The 19226-nt window shown below is 66.5% G+C and carries 17 protein-coding genes; 5 read left to right on the top strand and 12 right to left on the bottom strand.

The annotated features are described in order from the left end of the window. The first annotated feature begins 19 nt into the window (after window positions 1–19). Window positions 20–1813, top strand: coding sequence for an acyl-CoA dehydrogenase C-terminal domain-containing protein (locus FHS48_RS12690; RefSeq protein ID WP_184263937.1), 1794 nt, complete (start codon window positions 20–22; stop codon window positions 1811–1813). Between the two features lie 202 nt (window positions 1814–2015). Here the strand turns inward: FHS48_RS12690 and FHS48_RS12685 are convergent, their stop codons facing one another. The 4 genes from FHS48_RS12685 to FHS48_RS12670 are packed head-to-tail and all read right to left on the bottom strand — an operon-like array spanning window position 2016 to window position 7140. After that, window positions 2016–2795, bottom strand: a complete 780-nt coding sequence (locus FHS48_RS12685; RefSeq protein ID WP_184263936.1) for an ABC transporter ATP-binding protein — start codon at window positions 2793–2795, stop codon at window positions 2016–2018. Further along, window positions 2792–3856, bottom strand: coding sequence for a FecCD family ABC transporter permease (locus FHS48_RS12680; RefSeq protein ID WP_221443498.1), 1065 nt, complete (start codon window positions 3854–3856; stop codon window positions 2792–2794). The genes FHS48_RS12685 and FHS48_RS12680 overlap by 4 nt, the downstream gene beginning before the upstream one ends. Next, window positions 3853–4956: an ABC transporter substrate-binding protein gene (locus tag FHS48_RS12675; RefSeq protein ID WP_260402461.1), complete on the bottom strand. Its 1104-nt coding sequence runs from the start codon at window positions 4954–4956 to the stop codon at window positions 3853–3855. The genes FHS48_RS12680 and FHS48_RS12675 overlap by 4 nt, the downstream gene beginning before the upstream one ends. 24 nt (window positions 4957–4980) lie before the next feature. After that, window positions 4981–7140 carry a TonB-dependent siderophore receptor gene (locus FHS48_RS12670; protein ID WP_184263934.1) on the bottom strand — a complete coding sequence of 720 codons (2160 nt, stop codon included), beginning with the start codon at window positions 7138–7140 and terminating at the stop codon, window positions 4981–4983. A gap of 267 nt (window positions 7141–7407) precedes the next feature. Here FHS48_RS12670 and FHS48_RS12665 point away from each other — a divergent pair, with 267 nt between their 5' ends. Together FHS48_RS12665 and FHS48_RS12660 are read left to right on the top strand one after the other, a co-directional pair. Further along, entirely contained in the window at window positions 7408–8247 is an 840-nt protein-coding gene (locus tag FHS48_RS12665) for a helix-turn-helix domain-containing protein (RefSeq protein ID WP_184263933.1), read from the top strand. Between the two features lie 116 nt (window positions 8248–8363). Continuing rightward, entirely contained in the window at window positions 8364–8822 is a 459-nt protein-coding gene (locus FHS48_RS12660) for a GNAT family N-acetyltransferase (protein ID WP_184263932.1), read from the top strand. A 33-nt stretch (window positions 8823–8855) separates the two neighbouring features. Here the strand turns inward: FHS48_RS12660 and ptuB are convergent, their stop codons facing one another. The 6 genes from ptuB to FHS48_RS12630 form a co-directional block, all read right to left on the bottom strand. After that, the gene (ptuB, locus tag FHS48_RS12655) at window positions 8856–9479 is read right to left on the bottom strand and encodes a retron Ec78 anti-phage system effector HNH endonuclease PtuB (RefSeq protein WP_184263931.1); all 624 of its coding nucleotides are present in this window, start codon (window positions 9477–9479) and stop codon (window positions 8856–8858) included. Beyond that, a complete protein-coding gene (locus tag FHS48_RS12650; RefSeq protein WP_184263930.1) occupies window positions 9479–10822 on the bottom strand; it encodes an AAA family ATPase in 1344 nt (447 codons plus the stop codon). The genes ptuB and FHS48_RS12650 overlap by 1 nt, the downstream gene beginning before the upstream one ends. Window positions 10823–10904: 82 nt before the next feature. Then, window positions 10905–11855, bottom strand: a complete 951-nt coding sequence (locus FHS48_RS12645; protein ID WP_184263929.1) for an NAD(P)-dependent oxidoreductase — start codon at window positions 11853–11855, stop codon at window positions 10905–10907. A gap of 54 nt (window positions 11856–11909) precedes the next feature. Further along, window positions 11910–12776 (bottom strand): NAD(P)-dependent oxidoreductase, encoded by an 867-nt coding sequence (locus tag FHS48_RS12640; RefSeq protein ID WP_184263928.1) that lies wholly within the window; start codon window positions 12774–12776, stop codon window positions 11910–11912. A gap of 87 nt (window positions 12777–12863) precedes the next feature. Continuing rightward, entirely contained in the window at window positions 12864–13448 is a 585-nt protein-coding gene (locus tag FHS48_RS12635) for a TetR/AcrR family transcriptional regulator (RefSeq protein ID WP_184263927.1), read from the bottom strand. 79 nt (window positions 13449–13527) lie between these two features. Then, the gene (locus FHS48_RS12630) at window positions 13528–13932 is read right to left on the bottom strand and encodes a tautomerase family protein (protein WP_184263926.1); all 405 of its coding nucleotides are present in this window, start codon (window positions 13930–13932) and stop codon (window positions 13528–13530) included. Between the two features lie 101 nt (window positions 13933–14033). Between FHS48_RS12630 and FHS48_RS12625 the strand changes: the two genes are divergently transcribed. Then, the gene (locus FHS48_RS12625) at window positions 14034–14948 is read left to right on the top strand and encodes a LysR substrate-binding domain-containing protein (RefSeq protein WP_184263925.1); all 915 of its coding nucleotides are present in this window, start codon (window positions 14034–14036) and stop codon (window positions 14946–14948) included. On the opposite strand, the gene FHS48_RS12620 is transcribed toward FHS48_RS12625, so the two are convergent. Continuing rightward, complete coding sequence (locus tag FHS48_RS12620) at window positions 14911–15813, bottom strand: LysR family transcriptional regulator (protein ID WP_221443497.1); 903 nt, start codon at window positions 15811–15813, stop codon at window positions 14911–14913. The genes FHS48_RS12625 and FHS48_RS12620 overlap by 38 nt on opposite strands. A gap of 384 nt (window positions 15814–16197) precedes the next feature. On the opposite strand from FHS48_RS12620, the gene FHS48_RS12615 reads away from it, so the two are divergent. Next, window positions 16198–17445, top strand: coding sequence for an MFS transporter (locus tag FHS48_RS12615; protein WP_184263923.1), 1248 nt, complete (start codon window positions 16198–16200; stop codon window positions 17443–17445). A gap of 24 nt (window positions 17446–17469) precedes the next feature. Here the strand turns inward: FHS48_RS12615 and FHS48_RS12610 are convergent, their stop codons facing one another. Further along, a complete protein-coding gene (locus FHS48_RS12610; RefSeq protein WP_184263922.1) occupies window positions 17470–19131 on the bottom strand; it encodes a hypothetical protein in 1662 nt (553 codons plus the stop codon). Between the last annotated feature and the right edge of the window lie 95 nt (window positions 19132–19226).

Below are 19226 nucleotides of genomic sequence, written 5' to 3'. Positions count from 1 at the left end.
TTTAGGGAGATTCCCCGCCATGGCCGCCTATAAGGCTCCCCTGCGCGACATGCGCTTTGTGATGAACGAACTGTTCAGCGGCACCACGCTGCACCAGCTGCCCGGGTATGAAGACATGACCCCGGACGTGATTGATGCGGTGCTGGAAGAAGCCGCCAAGATCTGCGAACAGGTGCTGCACCCGATCAACCGCTCCGGCGATGAAGAGGGCTGCACCTATGAGAACGGGGTGGTCCGCACCCCCAAGGGCTTCAGGGAAGCCTATCAGACCTTCTGCGACGGCGGCTGGACCTCCATCGCCTGCAAGCCGGAATTCGGCGGTCAGGGCATGCCCAAGCTGGTCAACAGCATGGTGGAAGAGATGATCTGCTCTTCCAACCTGTCGTTCGGCATGTATCCCGGCCTCAGCCACGGGGCCTATGTGGCGCTGGAAGCCTATGGGGCGGACGAGCTGAAGCAGCAGTATCTGCCGAAGATGGTTTCCGGCGAATGGTCCGGCACCATGTGCCTGACCGAACCGCACTGCGGCACCGATCTGGGCATGATCCGCACCAAGGCGGAGCCGCGCGGCGACGGCAGCTATGCCATCACCGGCACCAAGATCTTCATTTCCGCCGGGGAACATGACCTGACGGAAAACATCATCCATCTGGTGCTGGCCAAGCTGCCGGACGCGCCGGAAGGGGCGAAGGGCATTTCGCTGTTTCTGGTGCCGAAGTTCCTGCCCGATGCCGACAACACCCCCGGCCCGCGCAACGGCGTGATGTGCGGGGCGATTGAGCACAAGATGGGCATCAAGGCCTCCGCCACCTGCGTGATGAACTTCGACGGTGCCACCGGCTGGCTGGTCGGGCAGCCGCACAAGGGCATGCAGGCGATGTTCGCGATGATGAACACCGAACGGCTGGCCGTCGGTGTACAGGGTCTGGGGCTGGGCGAGGCCTCCTATCAGGGGGCGCTGGCCTATGCCAAAGACCGGATTCAGGGCCGTTCCCTGACCGGCACCAAGAACCCGGAGGCCAAGGCCGACCCCATTCTGGTCCACCCGGACGTGCGGCGCATGCTGCTGACCCAGAAGGCAACCATGGAAGGATCGCGGGCGCTGGTCGGCTGGGTGGCGCAGGCGCTGGACCTTGCCAATCATCACCCGGATCCGGCGGTGCGGCAGGAATCCGAGGATCTGGTGGCGCTGCTGACCCCGATCGTGAAAGCCCTGCTGACCGACCTGGGGTATGAAGCCACCAACATCGGCGTGCAGGTTTACGGCGGCCACGGCTACATCCGCGAATGGGGCATGGAGCAGTACATCCGCGATGCCCGCATTGCCCAGATTTATGAAGGCACCAACGGCATTCAGGCGCTGGATCTGGTCGGGCGCAAGATGCCGGCCAACGCCGGGCGCTCGCTGCGGCGGTTCTTCCATCCGGTGGCGGAGTATCTGGAAGCCAAGGGCGATGACGACGACATGGAAGAATTCGTCCTGCCGCTGGCCAAGGCCTTCACCCGCCTGCAACAGGCCACCGGCGCGGTGGCGCAGAAGGGTATGGTCAACCGTGACGAGGCCGGGGCGGCGGCGACGGATTACCTGCGCCTGTTCGGCCTGACCGCACTGGCCTACCTGTGGTGCCGCACCGTCGATGTCGCCCGCGCCAGACTGGCCGAAGGGGCCAACGGCGATGCGGCCTTCTACGAGGCGAAGATCAAGACCGCGCGGTTCTACATGCAGCGGGTGCTGCCGCAGACCGGGGCGCTGTTCTCCTGCATCATGGCCGGGGGCGCGTCGATGATGGACTTCGCCGACCACGAGTTCTGAGTATTACGCTGACAGAGTTTCCGCCGGGGTGCGCAACCCCGGCGGGGATCCGGCCCGCGGACTGCCCGGGCCACTCCGCTGCGGTTCACCCCCATCGAACCAAGGCGGACAGACTGACCCCCGCCCCTGAGCAGCAACAGGGGCGGGGCTTTTTTGTCCGGGGTCAGGGCCGGAGCCTTCCCTTCCTCCGCGACGGTCTCTCTCACGGCGGGGGCTCCAGCGGCCCCGTCACCACCACATAGGTGCCACCGTCTGCCGCCTGCCCGGTGCAGGCCTGAACCCGGTAGACGCTGCGGAACAGATCCGGGGTCAGCACCGTGCGGGCAGGCCCGGCCGCGTAAACCCCGCCATCGGCCAGCACGATGATCTCATCGGCCCAGTTGGCGGCCAGCGACAGGTCATGCAGCACCGTGACAATGGTCCGCCCTTCGGCAGCCAGCCCCTTCAGGAGTCCCATCACATCGGTCTGGTGGCGCAGATCAAGGGCACTGGTCGGTTCATCCAGCAGCAGAACCGCCGGATCCCGGACCAAGGACTGGGCCAGCCCCGCCAGTTGCCGTTGCCCGCCTGACACCTGCGCCAGCGGCCGCAGCGCCAGATCGATCATCCCAACGCGGGACAGCGCCGTCAGGGCCTGCCCCCGGCAGGCGGACATCGGCAGACCCGGGGCAAAAACCCGCAGCGAGGCAATCACGCTGTCCAGAACCGACAGCCCCGGCGTATCGCGGAGGCCCTGCGGCATAAAGCCGATGATCCGGGACCGCGCCCTGACATCCATCCGCAGCAGATCGTTTTCCTTCCAGAAAACCTGCCCCGAGGCGGCGATCCCTCCGGCGATGGCACGCAGCACCGTCGATTTCCCCGCACCGTTGGGGCCCACCAGAGCAGTGACCCGCCCGGCCCGGATCTCCGGCAGGTCGAGCCCGCTGAAGATCCGCCGCGCCCCGTACCCAACCGTCAATCCGGTGATGACCAGACTCATTTCCCGCCCCTTCCCATCATCAACAGGGCAATGAAACAGGGCAATCCCACCAGCGAGGTGACAATTCCGATCGGCAACAGCACCCCCGGCAGAATGACCTTGGCCACCACGCTGGAAAACGACAGGATCGCCGCCCCGGCCAGAAGGGATGACGGCAGGAAATAGCGGTGATCCTGCCCCACCAGCAGGCGGGCCACATGCGGCCCGATCAGGCCGACGAAGCCGATGGTTCCGGCGCAGGCCACCGCCAGGGATGCCAGCAGGCTGGCCCGCAGCAGACAGGCAAAACGCAGGCGTTCCGGATGCACGCCAAGGCTTTGCGCCCGTTCCTCCCCCAAGGCCAGCAGGGTCATCGGCCAGGCCGCCCGCAGGGAAAAGGGAAAGGTTGCCGCCAGCAGAACGGCCAGAACCGTCACCGAGGCCGTGTCAGCGCCGCTGAGGCTGCCCATGGTCCAGAACACCAGCTGTTGCAGGGAGTCCGTCGGTGCCACAAACTGAATGACCGCGACCAGTGCATTGAAGCCGAACACCAGAGCGATCCCGAACAGCACCAAAGCCGAAGAACTGCCGCGCAGACGGGCAAAAAGCTGGATCAGCAGCACCGATGCGAAGGCGGCCACGAAGGCATTGACCGAAACGGCCACCCCCTTGGGCACCATCGGCACGGTGATCCCCATGACGATGGCCAGTGCCGCCCCGAAGGCCGCCGCCGAAGACACCCCCAGCGTGAACGGGCTGGCAAGGGGATTGTCCAGAATGGTCTGCATCTCGGCCCCGGCCAGACTGAGGCTGGCACCGACCAGCACCGCCAGCAGCGCGGTCGGCAGCCGGACCTGCCAGACGATCACCTGAAGCGCGGTATCCCCGCTGTGGCGGAAGGAGAGGATTTCAACCACCTCCCGCAGCGATACACCTGCCGGGCCGGTGCCCATGTCGAGCACCACTCCCGCCAGCACCAGACAGGCCAGACCGCCGATCACGGCAAGCCGCCGCCGGATCAGGCGGTCATGTCCGGCAATCGCCTGCATGACCGCCGCATCGGCCTGTCCGCCCGCGTTCATGGCTGGCCCCCGGTACCCGTCCAGAAGGTCCCCCGCAGCGGAAACGGCAGGAACCGCTCGTTCAGCTCGGCCAGGGTCCGGTCAGGGTCCAGATCCCGGAAGGCCGCCGGGTGCAGCATCTTGGCGATCCCTTCGATCCCGACGACAAACAGCGGATTGTCAAAGAAGAACAGCCAGACCCCTCCGGCCCGTCCCTCCTGCACCGCCTTCAGGCCACGGATACCCGGTGCCTCCAGCACCGACCGCAGTGTGGCCCCGGCCTGATCGGCGGAAACCCCCGGCCCGATCTGTACCCCGGTCAGCGTCACCGAGGACCCGCCTCCGGCAAGATAAAAGTCCGGGTTCCGGGACAGGACATATTCCAGCCCCAGCTTTCCGATCGACCCGGGGATAACGTCGGCACCGATGTTCCGCCCGCCTGCCGCCGCGATGAAGTCCGTCATGTTGCCCGGCCCGGAGGAATAGCAGCAGTCCTTTCCGTCGGGGTTGAGGTGGAACAGCACATCGGGACGGCGGGAGACGGTTTTCAGCCGCCCGGCAACGCCCGCCATATGGCTTTCATAGAAACTGATGAACTCCTCCGCCTGCGCCTCGCGGTCGAGGACCCTGCCAAGCAGACGCAGGCTCGGGACCGTTTTTGTCAGCGGGTCGCGGAAGAAATCCACAAACACATAGGGAATACCCGCCTCGTCCAGCTTGCGGATGCCCTCAGGCGGCGGCCCGTACAGGGTGAACAGGACCAGATCGGGCCGGGCCTTGATCACCGCCTCCATGGAGAACGACCCGTTGCCCAGCCCGCCCACGTCGGGGATCGCGTCAACCTCGGGGAACGCAGACCCCAGCGCGGCATAGGTTTCCGGTGAAAACCGCCGGAGGTCATTCCCCCAGGCCGCCACCAGCGACAGCGGCTGGCGGTCCAGCAGGGCCAGCGTCAGGATATGCCGTCCCTCGGCCAGCACCACCCGCTTTGCCGGGGCTGGCAGGGTGACGGAGCGGTCCAGCATATCGGTGACGGAAATCGGCGCTGCCGTGGCAGCGGCGGGCAGCACAAGGCCTGCCACACACAGCAGGGCCCGGGCCCGGCGCAGGAAGCCGTTCATGTTTTTTCTCCGCATTCTGTGTGATTACCAGCGATAACTGACGGTGCCGAGGACCGTGCGCCCATAGCCCTCGTTGCACGAGGTGGAGGAGCAGCTGACGTAATACTCTTTATCGAAAAGGTTATTGACGTTCAGGGCCAGATTCAGTCCGCTGAGTCTGCTGTCAACGCCGCTCAGGTCATACCGGATGGCGGCATCAAACAGCGTGTAGGACGGAACCCGGATCTGATTGGCCGCATCGGCGTAGGTTGAGCCGACGTAACGCCCGCCGCCCCCGACCCCAAGCCCCGCCAGCGGGCCATCCTGCACGGTATAATCGCCCCACAGGCTGATCATCTGTTCCGGCTGCGCGGTCGGGCGCTTGCCCAGCGCCTGCGCCGTGGTGGTGGCGGTCACTTCCTGATCGTTATAGGTATAGCTGGCCACGGTTTTCAGCCCCGGCATCAGGCTGACTGTGGCCGACAGTTCAATCCCGCGCGACTGGACCTCGCCGGTCTGGAGGGTATTCAGCGCATTGTTGGGATCCGCGGTCGAGACGTTGGTCTGGGTCAGATCGTAGTAGGCTGCGGTGAACAGGGCATCGGCAAAGTCAGGCTGATACTTGATGCCCGCCTCAAACTGCTTCCCTTCGGTCGGCTTGTAGGCATCGCCATACACATTGGTGCCCAGCACCGGGCTGAACGAGGTCGCATAGCTGGTGTAGGGGGCAAGGCCCCACCCGGCCAGATAGGTCAGCCCGACACGGTAGGTGGAGGCCTGATCCTGCTGCGACGTGTTCCTGTTGGTCAGCAGATTGTCTGTATCAACAGAGACCCAGTCGCGCCGCCCGGCCAGATCGACCACGAAACGGTCGGCAAGATGGACCGTGTTGGCGACGTACAGCCCGGCCTCGTGCCCGGTCTGGTCGGTTTTGGTGAAGGGGGTGTTGGCCGCAAAGGCCCCGCCATAGACCGGGGCATAGATATCAATGGCCGGGGCCGCGCCGGTGTTGAGGTAATACTCTTCCCCGGTATGGCGGTAGGACAGCCCGACCGTCGAAGTGCCACGCAGCAGCCCGGCATCCCAGTCCTTCCGGACGCTGTTATCGGTGGCAAAAACACGGCCGGTGATGCCGAACTCGTAAGCACGGCGGTTCAGGGTGCGGTTGTCGGCAGCCAAAGCAAGACCCGAAAAGGTTTGGGTCATCAGATCGTTATAGGTGTAGCGCGCCGAAGACTGAAGGGACCAGCCATCGCTGATCGCGTGGTCGAGACTGTAGCCAAAATTGACCTGGGTATTGTTGTTTTCCAGTTCCTTGCCATCAAGGTACAGATTGCGGGGCAAGGCACCGTTGGGATTGGCCTGTAGACTTCCCTTCAAGGGCAGGAACGGGCGCGGCGGACCGAACTCATCCCGGCTGTAGGATGACAGCAGGGTCAGGCTGGTGTCGGCATTGGGGCGCCAGGTCAGGGAGGGGGCGATATACCCGGTATCGTCGGGCACGCCGTCAAACTGGGTTTCGCTGTCGCGGCCGACACCGACAAGGCGGTACAGCAGCGTTTTGTCCTTGTCAGCAGCCCCGGAAAGATCGAACTGCCCTTGCAGCCGCCCATGATTGCCGAACTGAACGCCGACCTCACGCAGGGTCTCAGCCGTCGGGCGTTTGCTGACCAGATTGACCGTCCCGCCCAGCGAATTCCCCCCGAACAGGAAGGAACTGGGGCCGCGCAGAACCTCGACCCGCTCCATGCCATAGGGTTGGTAGCGCACATAGGATTGGTTGGTGGTGGACCGCAGCCCGTCCAGAACCGTGCCGGTATTGGTAGCGTCAAACCCCCGGATGCTGAAATAGTCGAACCGCTGACTGATGGCCGAGGTCGAGGCAAAGACCCCCGGCGTATAGCCGACCGCCTGCGTGACCGACTGAACATTGCGGTCAGACAGTTCCTCCCGCCCGATCACCGTCACCGACTGCGGCGTCTCGATGATGGATGCACCGGTCTTGCTGGCGGTCGCACTTTCCCGGGCGACATACCCCTGCACCGGCCCGTTGGGCTGTTCGGCGCTTTCCGTCACCGTGACGGGCGGCAGGGTCACGGGCTGGCCGGATGTGCTTTGCTGGGCAACGGCCGGGAGGGGGAACAGCAGGGTGGTGGCAAGGGCCGCCGGGAGGAAATGCTGCCCCGGACCTTCGGTTCTGCTCATATCGGTATCCCTGAACTGGATGACTGAATTCCTGCTCAAGGGGTCGCACACCCGCCGAACCCGGGACAATCCTGTCGGCTTTAGCTGGCGGAACTCTTTCTTTCGATGAATTTTCCGGCCCCGTCATCAGCCTGTTTTCATTGCAATCGACAATCATTCTCATATACGATCGCGTCCGGAATCCCCCTTTGTCCCAGCGTATGGCGCGACATGACATATGACAGCACGGCGGTGAATGGATGGGCCCCGCCCGAGGGCCGGACCGCGATGGCGTTCTATGACGGCAGCGTTGCCCTGAAGAGCGGCACCATCGCCGTACAGTCGGAGTCTTGGGAAACCGAGCGGATGAGCGAGGGCCTGAAACTGATCGTCATCAGCAATGGCCGCCTGCGCTGCAAGATCCCCGATTGCCCGCAGACCACCATCAGCTCCCCGACGGTCTGCGCCGTCTGGAATCTGGGCGAGAATGAAGGGATGCAGGCCTTCGAGCCGGGAACACCGATCCGCTATACCGCCATCGAACTGTCGCCACAGTCGCTGGGGGTGCATCTGGCCGAAGATGCCCAATCGATGCAGGAACGTCTTCGCCTGAAAGATAACGGGCGCCCGCATCTGATGACCGTGGCGGCAACCCGCCCGGTTCAGGCACTGTGCGCGCAGATTGCGGCCTGCCCGCTGAAGGAAGGGGCACCCCGCACCCTTTACCTGACCGCCAAGGCCCTGGAGATCACGGCGCTGGTCCTCGACACCCTCGACCCCTCCCCCGCGGTCGCCGCCCTGCCGCGCCTGCCGCCGGGAGACATCGAACGGATCCGGGCCGCCCACGACCTTCTGGTCAGCCGCCTGCAATCCCCGCCTTCGCTGTCGGAGCTGAGTCTGGCCGTGGGCATCAATGTCAAAAAGCTGAAGACCGGGTTCCGCCACCTTTATGGGGACAGCGTGTTCGCCTATCTTCAGCAGCTCCGCCTGGGGGTCGCCTACCGCCTGCTGACCGAAGAGGACATGAGCGTCTCAGCCGCCGCCTATAAGGTGGGATACAGCCCGGCACACTTCTCGGTCGCCTTCCGCAAAAAATATGGCAGCTCTCCCAAAGAGGTACGGGGATAGGCGCGAAGCGGTGAAGACAGGCCGCCTTTGCCCTGCGTTGTTCTCTCTTCCCCCCCGGAACGGCAGGACAGCTATCCTCTTGCAGCAACCGCGCCCGTGGAGGGTCCCGCCAGGACATGACCGACACCCTGATCATCCGCCCGCTGTCCGATGCGGACCAAGATGCCTTCTGTTTCCGGTTATCGGCCTATCAGGCCGAGATGACCGCCGCCGCCCGGCCCGATCCGCAGGCGGCGCAAAGACTGCTGTCCGATCCGGTGCTGACCGTGATCGGCGGCTTCCGGGGCGGGGCACTGGTGGCCTTTGCTGTTTTCTTTGATCTGCCGGAAGCGATCTCCGGGCGGCGGGCCGGGCAACTGGACGACCTTTATGTCGCGCCGGAGGCCCGGGGACACCGGTTGGCCCAACAGATGGTCGAGGCCGTCGCCGCTATCGGACGACAGCGCGGCTGGGTGCATCTGCGCTGGCTGGTCCCGGAAGACAATCCCGGTGCCCGCAAAACCTATGACCGCTTCGCCGAAGCCGCTCCGTGGAAAAGCTATGCCCTGTGGCTGGGAACCGAACAGCGCTGGTAAGCGGCCACAGGAACAGCGGGATTTCGTATTCCCCTACTCCCCCCGCAGCACCTGCCGGACGGCGGTCGGGAACGGTCCGTCTTCTGACTGGCGCAGCACCTCATCCAGCAGCAGGTCCACCTCCGGCTCCGGGAAGCCGTGGCGGAGGATGTCATCCATCAGGGCCGCGTACTGTTGCAGCAGGCTGCGCCGCGCCGCCCGCACCCCGCCATCCAGATTCAGCACCCGGATGGTTTCCCGCGCCCGGCGGTGCTCGGCGTCTGGCAGGCCGTGGCGCGGGCTGACGCCACCGTGAAAGTCAAACACCAGAAAGTGTTCCGGGTCTTCCGCATCCGGTTTGATCAGGTCTTCCGGCTCATACGGTTTGCCCTCGGCATCCTTATAATGCCCGCACGATCCCTGCGACTGGCAGGATCCGAACAGGTTCTCCCACGCGAAGGTCAGCTCCGGGGCCATGCTGCGGGCGCGGAAATGTTCGATGTGGCGTTTGCCGCTTTCCAGATCCCGCTCGCAGTAGGCGCAGCGGCCCTGCTGCATACGGTCCAGCTCCCGCCAGATCCGCTTTTTATCAGCGGAGGACACATGATCCCAACGGTGGTGGCCGGGGCGGTAGTCGGCCAGACAGGCCGGGGCCGGGCCACGGGTCAGCGACCGCATCAGTCCGCCCCCTCCGGCCCTTGCGCGGGGCGGCGGTTCTTAAAAGTCTGCAACCGGATCCAGCGGTCACAGTCCTGCACCACCGGGTGGTTTTCGCCGAAGTGACCGATCAGTCTGGCCCGCAGATCGCGGCCTTCCTCGCCCCTGTGCAGGTCCTGCCGGATCAGCGCCGCATAGCGGGCGACATCCTCGGCCTCCGGCACCGGCGGGATCGGATCGACCCCCATGATGGCGGTGAGGATGTCGGAACTGGCCACCCCCAGCGTCTGGGCGAAGCCCTGCCGCACCGTGCTGCTCCAGTCGCCGCTGTCGCTGTCGTACTCTTCGGTCAGCAGACGGATACAGTCGGCCTGCACACTGCTGAGAACCTGCGGACTGTGGGTGGAGACGATGAACTGGATCCGGGGAAAGGCCCGCCGCAACGCCGACAGCACCTGTTGCTGCCACGCCGGGTGCAGGTGCAGGTCCACCTCGTCAATCAGCACGATGCCCGGTGTTTCCGTCACCGCCCGCCGCCCGAGGAAGCCGTTCAGCCGCACGCAGCGGAAGGCGATGTCCGCCACCAGCGCCACCATCGCCCGCACCCCGTCGGACAGCAGCGTCACCGGCATGGTGCCGGTGGCCGGGCTGAACATCACCAGTTCTTCGTAGGAAAAACTGTAGTGGAAACGCGACCAGCCTTCCTGCGCCAGCACCGCATCCACCGCATCCTCCACCGCCGCCAGCCGGTCGGCCCACACCGCGCCGTCGCCGGTCATCCGTTCCTGCTGCATCGCCATGGTGGCCCGGGTCATCCACGCCTGACACTGCGCGTAATTGGAGGTGGAGCTGAAGCAATCCTCGTAGCCCACGGTGCGGTCTTCGCTGACCAGCCGCTTCCGGTCGGGGGCTTTCTGGGTCTTCCACAGGCGGGCGGTGCCGTATCCGGCAACCAGAGGCAGCACCACATCGCTCCCCGCCCGCACCTGCTGTTGCAGGTCTTCCCCCAGGGCCGCCAGTGCCTGCGCCTCCTTCACCGTGGTGCGGCTTTTCGGCCCGGTCAGCGCCCGCGTCACCGTCAGGGCCGGATCGCTGAAGCTGGCGGTCACCTCCACCGGGTACTGCGGCATCACCTCCGGCCCATCCTTGCGGCGGCGGAAGCGGGCATCGTGACGGTCAATCTGCGGGGCGCGGCCAAAATCAAAGGCCCCGACGAACGGCCCCAGCGCAATCGCTACCCCATCCAGCACCGAGGTTTTGCCAAGGCCGTTTTTGGCGACAATCACCGTCATCTGCGGATGGAACTCCATCCGCAGCGACGGGAAGCGCCGGAAATTGCTGAGGGTCAGCGACGCGAGGATCACGGGGGCCTCCTGAAAACAAAGCCCCCTACCCTAGCGCACAGACCGGGGGTTGGAAACCTCCCCCCGGCTGTGCCGCCGGAACTCAGACCGGAACCGGGTTGGGCACCGGCTGCCCGGCGAAAAACGCCACCAGATTGGCCAGCACCCTGTCTTCCTGCGCATCGCGGGCGCTGGTGCTGGCGTAGGCAATATGCGGGGTCAGGATCAGGTTGGGGGCCTTCAGCAGGCAGTCCGGCACCTGCGGTTCGCCGTCCACCACATCCAGCGCCGCCCCGGCGATGGTGCCCTGCTCCAGCGCCTCCGCCAGCGCTTCAGAGTCCACCATGGATCCCCGCGCCACATTGATCACATGGCCCTGCGGCCCCAGCGCCGCCAGCAGCGCCCGGTTGACCGTGTGGCGGTTGCTGGCATCGGCGCGCACCGCCACCACAAAAATATCCGCCCAGTCCGCCAGCGCCAGCGGACTGTCCTTATACAGATACGGCACCCCGGCCTTCGGGCTGCGGCTGTGATAGGCGATTTCCATATCAAAGGCCGCCGCGCGGGCCGCCACCTTCTCGCCGATTGCACCATACCCGTAGAGTCCCAGCCGGGTGCCGGTCAGGCCCGGCACCGCAGGCATACTGACCAGACTGTTGCCGCCCCAGCGCCCTTCCCGCACAAAGCGGTCGGCGGCGACAATCTGCCGGGCCGACGCCAGCACCAGCCCCATGGCAAAATCGGCGACGCTGGCAGCATTGGCCCCGGGGCTGTGGGTGACGGTCACCCCCTGCGCCGCCGCCGCTGTCAGATCCACCCCTTCATAACCGGTACCGAAGAAAGAGATGATCCCCAGCCCCGGCAGCGCCGCCAGCAGGGCCGCATCGGTGGGCAGTCCGCCCTTGGTGATCAGGGCGGCGGCCTGCTCCGCCCCCGGCGGCAGGGCATCGGCGGCGGAGCGGGCCAGCGGGCCGATCAGCGTATAGCGCTCGGCCAGCAGGGCCTTGAACCGGGCGGAAAAATCACAGGCCAGCAGAACAACGGGTTTGGACATGGGGAGTCTCCGGTATGACAGACCCCTCACCCTATCCCCTTCCTCCGCCGACCGTCAGGCCACAACCGTTGCAGCAATGTCATCGCTGCCATGCCCGGCGGCGGAGGCCCGCAGGAACCGCGCCAGCCCGGCCTCTGCCAGATCGGCCCGCAGGCCGGTTCCCGCCAGCGCTTCCAGCACCAGCCGGGTATCCTTGGCCCCGTTGTCGACGGTGAAGCTGGTGGTGAAATCCCCGGCCAGCATCGCCGCCCCCTTGCCCTGAAAATAGCCGCTGTCCAGCGGGCCGCCGCGCACCGCCTCCATCACCAGCGCCGGATCCACCCCCAGCGCCCCGGCAATCCGCAGGGTTTCCGCCGTGCCATGGGGCAGGGCGAACACATAGGCATTCAGCGCCAGCTTCAGGCGGCTGGCGGCCCCGGGCTGATCCGCCACCCACAGGGTACGCTGGCCGATGGCGTCGAACACCGGCTCCACCACGGCGCGGCCCCGCTCCGGCCCGGCCGCCAGAACGGTCAGCGTCCCCTGTTCGGCGGGCTGGCGGGTGCCCAGCACCGGGGCGTCGTAGAATACCAATCCCAACGCATCCGCCTGCACCGCCAGAGCGTCCGTCGCCTGCGGGCCGACGGTGCCGGTCTGCGCCCACACCTGCCCCGGGATCAGCCCCGGGCGGGCCAGATCCAGCACCGCCTGTGTCGCCGGGCCATCGGTCAGCGCGGTCACGATCACCGCCGCCCCCTGCACCGCCGCCGCCGCATCGGCGCAGACCGTCACCCCGTCCGCCGCCAGTCCGGCCAGCTTGTCAGGAGTGCGGTTCCGCGCCCGCACCGCTGCACCGCTGCGGGCGAGAACGCGGGCCATCGCCGCACCGATAATACCGGTGCCCAGCACCGCCACCGGGCCGGAGAAAAGGATCTCTGTCATCTCGGGATCTCCCTCAGAATATTGGAACAATCATTCCAGAATTGACCACAAAAAAGGGCCGGTTGCCCGGCCAGTCCCCCCGCCGCCTCAGCGCAGCGGGGCCAGCACCTGTTCAATCACCGCCAGAAAGCGTTCCCGGTCGCCGGGGCGGGCGGTGCGGACCAGCACCCGCAGGCCCTGCACGGTGGTTAGCATCAGCAGCGCCTGCACCGCCGGATCAAACCCGGCCCGCAGCTCCCCGGTTGCCTGTCCGCGCCGCAGGGTCGCCTCGATCCCCTGATGCAGCAGGGTAAAATTATACCGCACCATCTCCGCCACCGCCGGATCGGCTCCGGCCCGTTCAATCGCGCTGTTGGTGGCCAGACAGCCGCGCTGCTGCGGGGCGGCCAGATCAGCATCAAGCACATCCACCAGCAGCTCCCGCAGCCGGTCCAGCACCGGGCCGGGCCGGGCCAGCCGGTCCACCCGCGCCTGCGTGCGCCGGCGATACCGCAGCAGCGCCTGCGCAAACAGGCCATCCTTGCTGGCATAGGCCGCATACAGGCTGCCCCGCCCCAAGCCGGTCGCCTCCACCAGATCCTGCGCTGATGTCCCTTCGTAGCCCTTGCGCCAGAAGGTCTCCATCACCGCCTCCAGAACCTGATCCTCATCAAACGCACGGGGGCGGGCCATCGGGCTGACTCCGGTTATGGAATGACCATACCATAACCGGAGCCCCCACACCCGTCAAGGCCCGCCCCGGGGATCATCCTCAGTCGGTGCCGCGCTGCTGCACCAGCCCCATGGCAAACACGCCGTTGCCGACGCTCCAGTCGGAATAGTCGTTTTCATGCATGAAGATGAACACATCCTTCGGCGAGACGGCCGCCCGCGCTTCCAGATTGGCGGCAATGGCGGCGTACAGTGCCCGCTTCATCGCATCGCTGCGGCCCCGGCGCATCGTGATTTCCACCACCACCACGTTCTCAGAGCGGGCAATGCCGTTGAAGCGGCGGTCACAGAAAAACTGCCCCGGCGCATAGGGGCTGACCATGTTGAACAGTTCATCCTCCGGCATGCCAATCGCCGACACCAGCGCATCGTGAATTCCCATCACAATGGCTTCGGTGCGCTGCGGGTCGGTGGCGGCGGGGACGGCAGTACGGATAAAGGGCATCTCAGTCTTTCCAAAAGCGGTTTCAGTGCCCGGACAGTAAACCTGAAAACCGCCGTCATCCCTATTGACAGCTTCGCCGCCTGTTTGTGATCCTGACTCACATGAAACACCGCAGACCCCTGCCCGTCGCCGCCCTGCGCGCCTTCGAGGCCGCCGCCCGCCATGGCCGCCTGACCGCCGCCGCCGAGGAACTGGCGGTCACCCACGGGGCGGTCAGCCGCCATGTCAGCCATCTGGAAGCGCTGCTCGGCACCGACCTGTTTGAAGGGCCGCGCAACCGTCCGCGCCTGACGGCGGAAGGCCGGGTGTTCGGCACCGCCCTGACCGCCGCCTTCGACCAGATTGAAGACGCCATCCGCATCATCGCCAAGGGCGATGACACCCTGTTGGATGTCGCCTGCCTGAGCACCTTCGCCATGCGCTGGCTGATCCCGCGCCTGCATGGGTTCAGCACCCTGCATCCGCGCTATGATGTGCGGCTGGCGACCGATGACCGCAGCCCGCGGCAGGCGGTGGATGCCCGGATCACCGTCCTGCCGCCCGGCACCGCCGTGCCGGAAGGCTGCACCCCGCTGTTTGACGAACAGCTTGGCGTGGTGCTGGCCCCCGGCCTTGCCGCCGCCGCCAGCGGCCCCGCCCTGTGGGCGCTGCCCCGGCTGGAAAGCCGCACCCGCCCGCAGGTGTGGCAGGAATGGTTCCGCCTGCTGGACGCGGCGGACACACCGGCGATGGCGGCAACCCGCATGTTCGACCATCTGCACCTGACGCTGGAAGCCGCCCTGACCGGGCTGGGCGTTGCCGTCGCCCCGTGGCATCTGGTGGCGGCGGATGTGCGTGCCGGGCGGCTGGTGGCCCCGCTGGGGTTCCGGCCCAGCGGTTACCGCTATGCGGTGCAGACCGACCGCCCCTCGCGGCCCAAAGTCCGCCATTTCATCGGCTGGCTGCGGGATCAGGCCGCCGCCGACGATGGCCCGCCGCCTACAGCAGCTTCGGCATCTCCTGCCGGATCATCCTGAGGAACGCCCGCAGCCGCGCCGGGTAATAGCTGGCGTAGGGATAGACCAGATGCACCGGCAGCGGATCCGCCTGCCAGTCCGGGGCCAGATGCACCAGCCGCCCGGCGGCCAGATCATCCAGCACCGCCCAGCGCGACACCACCGCCGCCCCCAGCCCGGTCAGCGCCACCCGATGCACCGCATACAGGCTGTCGCTGGCAAACCGGGGCTGAATGGCAAAGCGCCGGGTTTCCTCCCCGCCGCAGCGGTGCAGCGCCACCTCGGCCCGGTAAAACGTGCTCAGCGCCAGCCACGGCAACGCCGCCAGATCCTCCGGCCCGGTCATCGCGCCATGGCGGGCCAGCAGATCCGGGGCCGCCACCACAATGCGCGGCACCTGCCCGATCGGCACCACCACCGAGGCCGGATCAGTGGTTTCCCCCACCAGCACCGCGCAGTCGATGTTATCGGCCATAAAATTGGGGCTGCGGTCATTCAGCACCCAGTCCACCGACAGCCCGGTGTGGCGGAACAGCAGATCCGTCAGCGGGCCGATCAGCTGGTCCTGCCCGAAAGCATGCGGGGCGCGCACCCGCAGCAGACCCTGCGGTTCTTCCTCGCCGCCGCTGAGGTCATCGCGCAGGGCCGACCAGCCATCGCTGACCGCTCTGGCGTGGCGGTAACAGCGTTCGCCGTCGTCGGTCAGTTTCATGGCGTGGGTGGTGCGCTTCAGCAGCTCCACCCCCAGCAGGGTTTCCAGTGCTTTCAGGCGGCGGCTGACCGTCGGCTGGGTGGTGCGCAACTGCCGCGCCGCCGCCGACAGGCTGCCGCTTTCAACAATCCGGATAAAGGTTTGCAGCAGGCTTATACGGTCTGCGGCGTCCATAACGCTCCCCTTCATACGCCATGCGTATGACAGTTGTACCACGCGGGCCGCTACCGGGACAGGCCCGACAGACGTAAACAGATCGTCGGGCCGTTGGCCCTTGTATGTTTGGCCCCTCAAACGGCGGGCGGGGGCATCCGCCCCCTTGCCTCACGCGCGAATGGTCGCGCGGGCCCTCAATGGGCCAGTCGGGCCGTTGGCCCTCTGTTTGTTTGGTCCCTCAATCGGCGGGCGCGGGCCTCCGCCCGCTTGCCTTACGTGCCCACGCGGGCACGGGCCCTCAATGGGCCAGTCGGGCCTTCGGCCCTCTGTTTGTTTTGCTTCTCAAACCCCGGCGCTGTTCCCCCCAACCAGCCTGCTCCCCCTGCTCAAGGACTTCCCGCCATGACCATCCCTTCTTCCGCCACGCCCGCTCCGTCCCGGCCCCTGATCCTGACCATGGCCGCCGGGGCCGGGTTTGCCGTTGCCTCCCTCTACTACGCCCAGCCGGTGTTGCAGCGCATCACCGATGACCTGCACCTGACCGTGCCGCAAAGCGGCCTGATCCCGACCCTGACCCAGATCGGCTATGCCGCCGGAATCTTTCTGCTGCTGCCGCTGGGCGACCGGTACGACCGCCGCACCCTGATTGTCGTCAAGGCGCTGGCACTGGCGCTGATGCTGGGGCTGTGCAGTCTGGCCCCCGGCCTGAACACCCTGCTGCTGACCAGCTTCCTGATCGGCGTCACCGCCACGCTGGCACAGGATATTGTCCCCGCCGCCTCCATCCTTGCCCCGGCCGGGCAGCAGGGCCGCACCATCGGCACGGTGATGACCGGCCTGACCGCCGGGATCCTGCTGTCGCGCACCGTCTCCGGCGTGGTCGGGGAACATTTCGGCTGGCGGGCGATCTACCTGATCGCCGCCGCCCTGCTGCTGGCAATGGCCGGGGTGCTGTGGCGGATGCTGCCGCGCTTTGCGGCCCAGTCCACCCTGTCCTATCCGGGGCTGCTGCTGTCCCTCGGCGGGTTGTGGAAGACCCATCCGCCCCTGCGCCGGGCGGCCCTGACCACCGCCGTGCTGTCGGTCGCCTTTTCCGCCTTCTGGTCAACGCTGGCGCTGATGCTGCACCAGCGGCACGGGCTGGGCAGCGATGTTGCCGGGGCCTTCGGGCTGGCCGGGGCCGCCGGGGCGATTGCCGCCCGCATGGCCGGGGCGCTGTCGGACCGCATCGGGGCGCAGCGCGTCACCCGGCTGGCCGCCGGGCTGGTGATGGCATCCTTCGTGGCCATGGGCACGGCGGAAGCCCTGCCGATGGCGGCCCAGCTGGCGGTGATCGCCTTTGCCACCGTCACCTTTGATCTTGGGTTCCAGTCCAGTCTGGTGTCGCACCAGACTCTGGTGTCGCACCAGACTCTGGTGTACAGCCTTGACCCCGCCGCCCGGGGCCGCCTGAATGCCGTGCTGTTCACCGTGATGTTCAGCGGCATGGCGATCGGGTCCGTCCTTGGCACGCAGGTGCTGGCGCTGGCCGGATGGCCGGGAGTGATCGGGCTGGCGGTTATCGCCAGTGGCACCGGCCTGCTGCTGCGCCTGACCGCCCCGGCCCCGGCCCCGGCCTCTTCCCTGACGGACGCCGAAGCCGAGGCCTGATCTCCTCCCCTTCCGGCTGACCGGTTATGCCAGCGCGGTCTGAAGATGCTGCCGGATCGCCTGCTGCACGTAACCGGTCACCGCCTGGCTGAGCTGCCCCAACACCCCGTTCAGCTGGCTGTTGACCTCGTTCAGGATCGCCTGTTTGGTGCCATCGGTATTGACCGCCGTGTTGATGAAGCCCCCGAAGGACGACGGCACGGTGATCACGATATTAACCCCGCTCAGCTGTGGCACCCCCAGTGTCAGGGCGTTGACCGTCAGCACCAGATCCTGACTGCTGTCCCCGGTGCCGGTCACATTCATGGTCAGGGTGGCGGCCTGCACGGTGATCTGGGCCGTCCCTGTCAGTGGAGTGCCATCCAATGCCATGGTCCAGCCCGATGTCAGCACCAGCCCCGCCTGCGTCACCCCGGCCGGCGGCGGCGCATAGGCCGGAACATTGGCAACGATGGTGGCCCCGTTGGGGAAGAACGTGGTGGTCTGCGCCGGGGCATCCACATTCGGCAGGCCGCTGACCACCAGATCGGTCAGGGCCACCGCCGTCACCGGCTGGCCGAGGATTCCGAAGTCCGGCAGCGAGACCGTTCCCGCCGCATAGGGGTTCAGCTGCGGATCGCTGAGGGAACACAGCACCGTCGGCAGAAACCACTGGCTGGACGGGCTGTTGAAAGCATACAGGGCACGGTCGAACAGGTACTGGTCAACCAGACTCTGGCCGCCGTCGTTCTGGCTGACCGGCAGCGGCCCGGTCACCGGCCCCATCAGCCCATCCAGCACCGAGCCCAGATTTTCGGTGATCTGCTGCGACAGGGTGGACAGCACATCCGGCCCGGCCAGCTGGGCGTTGATGGTCGCCTGAATGGCGGCCTCGGCATCGGCGCTGGTCAGGGCCTCCACCGCCTGCTGCCGCCACACCCCGAGCAGGATTTTCGACACCGACGCATCCATGGTCAGCGCCTTGACACCCAGTTGCAGGGAGGTCGCCTTGCCGTCCGCCCCGGGGATGCCTCCGACGGTGATCCCGGAGACCGTGGCCTGAAGGCCGGTGGTCACGCCGTTGGCGGTCTGGGCCGACACCGCCAGATCAACGGTGATCTGCACATTCGACACCACGACAGAGACCGTCCCGCCGCCATCAAGATCATAGGAGGCCACCCCGTTGGGGGTGTTGGACCCAAGGGCGGCGGTGTCATACTTCTGCGCCAGGGTATAAGGCCCGCTGACCTGCAACGGGGGGATCGGATCACTGCCGCTGTCGGGATAGGTGTTCATCGTCAGCGTAACGCTGAAGCGGTAGGGATCCGTCGCCGCCACCGGTGCCGCAACCTGCCGCACCGACTGGATGTAGGCATTGTTCAGCCCGGCCACCGTCACCGAGGCCGCGGTGCCGTCGCCCAGAGTCAGCACCGGATCCGGGGTTGACGGATCAACGATCGGATGCATGGTGCTGCCGTATTCCGTCGGCAGGGAGTAGAACCATTGCCCGGCAATGGCCTGGCCGATGTTCGCGCCAGCCGGATCGCTGATGGCCCCGACGGGAATAGTGTCCACCTGCACCGGTAACAGCCTGCCGGAACTGTTGCTGCCGGGCAGCCCGGCCAGCTGATCGGGCAGAAACAGGCGGCTGCCCGGGGTATTGGCCGGGCCGACCACCGTCTGGAGAATGAAGTTCAGCAGACCCATGGGACGAATCCTTTCTTCAGCAGCGGTCAGGGACCCTGCCGGTGGACTTTGGGACTAAAGGCCGGAAGACGGGTGGATGGGGGGCGCTGCCCCCA

It is taken from the genome of Novispirillum itersonii (assembly GCF_014205675.1).
In the GTDB taxonomy this organism is placed as follows: domain Bacteria; phylum Pseudomonadota; class Alphaproteobacteria; order Rhodospirillales; family Rhodospirillaceae; genus Novispirillum; species Novispirillum itersonii_A.
Note: the sequence above shows the minus strand (reverse complement) of the source record. Positions and strands in the feature narration are given on the sequence as shown.

Excerpts from the sequence above, each read along its gene's own strand:
- FHS48_RS12690 (WP_184263937.1), top strand. The coding sequence starts at position 20 with ATGGCCGCCTATAAGGCTCCCCTGCGCGACATGCGCTTTGTGATGAAC.
- FHS48_RS12685 (WP_184263936.1), bottom strand. The coding sequence starts at position 2,795 with ATGAGTCTGGTCATCACCGGATTGACGGTTGGGTACGGGGCGCGGCGG.
- FHS48_RS12680 (WP_221443498.1), bottom strand. The coding sequence starts at position 3,856 with ATGAACGCGGGCGGACAGGCCGATGCGGCGGTCATGCAGGCGATTGCC.
- FHS48_RS12675 (WP_260402461.1), bottom strand. The coding sequence starts at position 4,956 with ATGAACGGCTTCCTGCGCCGGGCCCGGGCCCTGCTGTGTGTGGCAGGC.
- FHS48_RS12670 (WP_184263934.1), bottom strand. The coding sequence starts at position 7,140 with ATGAGCAGAACCGAAGGTCCGGGGCAGCATTTCCTCCCGGCGGCCCTT.
- FHS48_RS12665 (WP_184263933.1), top strand. The coding sequence starts at position 7,408 with ATGGCGTTCTATGACGGCAGCGTTGCCCTGAAGAGCGGCACCATCGCC.
- FHS48_RS12660 (WP_184263932.1), top strand. The coding sequence starts at position 8,364 with ATGACCGACACCCTGATCATCCGCCCGCTGTCCGATGCGGACCAAGAT.
- ptuB (WP_184263931.1), bottom strand. The coding sequence starts at position 9,479 with ATGCGGTCGCTGACCCGTGGCCCGGCCCCGGCCTGTCTGGCCGACTAC.
- FHS48_RS12645 (WP_184263929.1), bottom strand. The coding sequence starts at position 11,855 with ATGTCCAAACCCGTTGTTCTGCTGGCCTGTGATTTTTCCGCCCGGTTC.
- FHS48_RS12640 (WP_184263928.1), bottom strand. The coding sequence starts at position 12,776 with ATGACAGAGATCCTTTTCTCCGGCCCGGTGGCGGTGCTGGGCACCGGT.
- FHS48_RS12635 (WP_184263927.1), bottom strand. The coding sequence starts at position 13,448 with ATGGCCCGCCCCCGTGCGTTTGATGAGGATCAGGTTCTGGAGGCGGTG.
- FHS48_RS12630 (WP_184263926.1), bottom strand. The coding sequence starts at position 13,932 with ATGCCCTTTATCCGTACTGCCGTCCCCGCCGCCACCGACCCGCAGCGC.
- FHS48_RS12625 (WP_184263925.1), top strand. The coding sequence starts at position 14,034 with ATGAAACACCGCAGACCCCTGCCCGTCGCCGCCCTGCGCGCCTTCGAG.
- FHS48_RS12620 (WP_221443497.1), bottom strand. The coding sequence starts at position 15,813 with ATGGACGCCGCAGACCGTATAAGCCTGCTGCAAACCTTTATCCGGATT.
- FHS48_RS12615 (WP_184263923.1), top strand. The coding sequence starts at position 16,198 with ATGACCATCCCTTCTTCCGCCACGCCCGCTCCGTCCCGGCCCCTGATC.
- FHS48_RS12610 (WP_184263922.1), bottom strand. The coding sequence starts at position 19,131 with ATGGGTCTGCTGAACTTCATTCTCCAGACGGTGGTCGGCCCGGCCAAT.